The organism is Variovorax sp. 20P10.2.4 (genome assembly GCF_058244205.1).
In genome coordinates, this window is record NZ_JBZAYE010000694.1 from 1 (window position 1) to 3,603 (window position 3,603).

Here is a 3,603-nt window from a genome sequence, read left to right on the forward strand (position 1 = left end):
GACCGCGCGCGGCGCGCCGAAGCGGTCCTGCAGCGCGTCGAGCACGTCCTGCTCGGTGAGGTCGCCGGCGCGCTTGCGCAGGGCCTCGGTCACGCGGCGGTCGCGGTAGAGCGAATCGGGCGTGGTCTCGAGGCTGCGGTCGACCACGCGCGCCAGCGCGGCCGGCGTCTTGAAGTGGTTGGCATGCACCAGCACGCCGTCCTCGGGCTGCTGCCAGAACACCTGCTCGGGGCAGGTCTCCAGGCTCACGGCCTCGCCCTCGGCATGGGTCAGGATCATGTTGTTGGAGATCGAGCGCGCGCTGCGGCAGACCACGCCGAGCGCATTGGCGTAGAGCTCGGACTGCAGGATGCCGCGGCGGATCAGTGCCAGCGGCACGCCCTGCTGGCGGCCGTCGCTGTCGGCCTTGATGAAGTTGCCGGTGACCGCGATGCCCGCGCTGTTGAGCCCGGCGCGCGCCAGCGTGCCCGCCTCGGCGAAGGTCAGGATGGCCGGGCCCTGGGCCGGCTGGATGCGCAGCACCACGCCGAGCTCGAGGCTCTCGACGCGCCAGTCCCAGTTCTGCGCGTGGATCAGCCTGCCGTCGCGCGCGGCCGAGGGCATGACGACCACGCCGGTGCAGCCATCGGGCGGCTCGGTGGCCTCGAGCTGCTGGAAGGCATAGAGCATCTCGCTGCGCGCGTTGAGCGCCACGATGTCCTCGGCCGGCACGCCCGCGCCCTCGGCCACGCCCTCGATCTCGCGCAGCATGCCGGCGTCGAAGGCCTCGACCAGCGGCATGAAGCGGCGCGCCAGCGCGCGCGTGCGTTCCCAGTTCAGGCCCACGCGCTCGAAGGCGGCGCGGTAGGTGCGCAGGCTCAGGTCGATGCGGTCGCCGGCCGCGCGGCCGTACTGGCGGCCGCACTGGGCGGCGTCGCCCTCGATGTCGTAGAGGGGGAAGGATTCGATGTCCATGGGGTGCGGTCCTCGGGAATTCAGGCGGGCGTGTCGGTGGGCTGGGCGGTCTGGGCGATGGCCTGGCGCAGGCTGTCGACGATCTGGTCGACGTGCCGGCGCTCGAGCGTGAACGGCGGCGACAGCGCGATCGTGTCGCCGACCGAGCGCACCAGCACGCCGGCGTCGAGGCAGTGCTGCGCCACGGCCTGGGCGTGCGTGCCCGCGCCCGCGGCCCAGGGCTGCAGCTCGATGCCGGCCAGCAGGCCGACGTTGCGCACGTCGATCACGCCGGGCAGGCCGCGCAGCGCATGCAGGCCTTCCTCGAAATAGGGCGACAGCGCCGCGGCCTGGGCGATCAGGCCGTCGTGCACGTAGGCGTCGAGCGTGGCCATGGCGGCCGCGCAGGCCAGCGGATGGCCCGAGTAGGTGTAGCCGTGCGAGAGTTCGACCGCGCTCACGCTGCCCTGCATGAAGGCGTCGTGCACCGCGTCGCGCATCAGCACCGCGCCCATCGGCACCGCGCCGTTGGTCAGGCCCTTGGCGGTGGTGATGAGGTCGGGCTTGACGCCGAACAGGTCGGCCGCGAAGTGGGTGCCCAGGCGGCCGAAGCCGGTGATGACCTCGTCGAAGATCAGCAGCACGCCGTGCCGGTCGCAGATCTCGCGCAGGCGCTTCAGGTAGCCGCGCGGTGGCGGCAGCACGCCGGTGGAGCCGGCCACCGGCTCGACGATAACGGCGGCCACGGTCGATGCGTCGTGCAGCGAGATCAGCGCCTCGAGCGCGTCGGCCTTGTCGAGGCCGTGCGGCGGCTCGCCGCGCGAGAAGGCGTTGCGCGCCAGGTCGTGCGTGTGCGGCAGATGGTCCACGCCGTTGAGCAGCGGCCCGAAGGTGCTGCGCTGGCGGCCGATGCCGCCGACCGAGATGCCGCCGAAGCCCACGCCGTGGTAGGCGCGCTCGCGGCCGATCAGCCGGTAGCGGCCGGCCTCGCCGCGCGCGCGGTGGTAGGCCACCGCGATCTTCAGCGCGGTGTCGACCGACTCGGAGCCCGAGTTGGTGAAGAACACGTGGTTCATGCCCTCGGGCGCCATCCCGGCGAGCCGCTCGGCCAGCGTGAAGGCGGCCGGGTGGCCGATCTGGAAGTTCGAGGCGTAGTCGAGCACGTCGATCTGCGCCTTCAGCGCGGCGCTGATGCGCGGGTTGCGGTGGCCGGCGTTCACGCACCACAGGCCGGCGATGGCGTCGAGCACGCGGCGGCCATCGGCGAGCTCGTAGTAGAGGCCTTCGCTGCCGACGATCAGGCGCGGCGATTGCTTGAACTTGCGGTTGGGGGTGAAGGGCATCCAGAACGCGTCGAGGGACGCGGGCAGGGCGGGCGACGCCGCGGTGGCGTCGGGGGTCGAAAGGGTGTCGGCTGCGGCCACGAGGGTTTTCTCCGTTGGGACGCGACCCGGCGCTCGGGTCGTCGTGGGCCGATCTTGGAGCGTGGATTGTATTTTTGTCGCAAGATGTACATGGTTTTTTGCGGTCAAAAATACAAAGTCGGCGCGATGATCGGCGCCGATCCCGCGATTCCTCCCCGGAGAACCTTGGATGGCCGAAGCACAGATGGACATGCCCCCGGCGCCGCCGATCGCGCCGCTCGCGCAGCGCGTGAGCCGCTACATCCTCGACCAGGCCCTGGCCGGCGGCTACGAGAACGGCCGGCACATGACCGAGGCCGACCTCGCGAGCCGGCTCGGCATCTCGCGCACGCCGGTGCGCGCCGCGCTGCGCTTCCTGCACGAGCGCGCCTTGCTGGCCCACGTGCCCAACCGCGGCTACACGCTGGTGGCCGACCGCGAGGCGCTGGGCCGCGCGCGGCGCGAGATGCCCGAGGACGAGGAGAAGACCCTCTATTACCGGCTGCTGCGCGACCGCCTCGCGGGCAAGCTGCCGACGCGCGTCAACGAGCTCGAGCTGGCGCAGGCCTATGACGCGCCGCGGCCCCTGCTGCGCACCGTGCTGACCACCTTGCTGCAGGACGGCGTGCTGCGCGGGCGCCACTACCAGCGCTGGGAGTTCACCGAGACCCTCGACTCGGTCGAGAGCGAGCGCGAGAGCTATCGCTTTCGCCTGATCGTGGAGTGCGCCGCGCTGCGCGAGCCGGGCTTCCGCATCGACCATGAGCGGCTGCTGGCCTGCCGCGAGCGCCAGCAGAGCCTGCTGGCCCAGGCCGCGCGCTACAACTGGATGGATTTCTTCGAGGCCAACGCGCAGTTCCACGAGCTGCTGGCCAGCTTCTCGGGCAACCGCTTCGTGCTCGACACCGTGCAGCAGCAGAACCGGCTGCGCCGCATGTCGGACCTCTCGGACTATCCGCTCGTGAACGTCGACCTGCTGCACAAGTCCTGCCGCGAACACCTCGAGATCCTCGACGCGGTCGAGGACGGCGACCTGGCCCGCGCCGCCGAAGGCATGCGGCTGCACCTGAGCCGCGCCAGCGACCTGCTGGAACGGCGGGTGATGGGCGTGCTCGGCGATTGACTGAATCCGCAACCCACCCTTTTTCTCTTCTCTTCTCATGACGCAAGACAACACAGCGCTGGCCGCCGGCTGGCGCGACGGATTCCCCACGGCCGGTGCGCCCGTCACGAGGCCGCGCGAATGCCCGGTGTTCCAGCCGCCGCA

Annotated in this window: 3 protein-coding genes; 1 reads left to right on the plus strand and 2 read right to left on the minus strand. The window is 71.3% G+C overall.

Translation table 11 applies throughout. From position 1 onward, the window contains the following. Positions 1-954: C45 family autoproteolytic acyltransferase/hydrolase (locus tag AC27VN_RS35785; protein WP_490879695.1), on the minus strand; the 954-nt coding region annotated here is incomplete at its 3' end. Positions 955-974: 20 nt separating this feature from the next. Further along, a complete protein-coding gene (gene aptA, locus AC27VN_RS35790; protein WP_490879696.1) occupies positions 975-2,357 on the minus strand; it encodes an omega-aminotransferase AptA in 1,383 nt (460 codons plus the stop codon). Between the two features lie 169 nt (positions 2,358-2,526). On the opposite strand from aptA, the gene AC27VN_RS35795 reads away from it, so the two are divergent. Then, complete coding sequence (locus tag AC27VN_RS35795) at positions 2,527-3,459, plus strand: GntR family transcriptional regulator (RefSeq protein WP_490879697.1); 933 nt, start codon at positions 2,527-2,529, stop codon at positions 3,457-3,459. The last annotated feature ends 144 nt before the right edge of the window (positions 3,460-3,603 follow it).

Coding starts and splice junctions, on each gene's coding strand:
- AC27VN_RS35795 (WP_490879697.1), top strand. CDS start 2,527: ATGGCCGAAGCACAGATGGACATGCCCCCGGCGCCGCCGATCGCGCCG.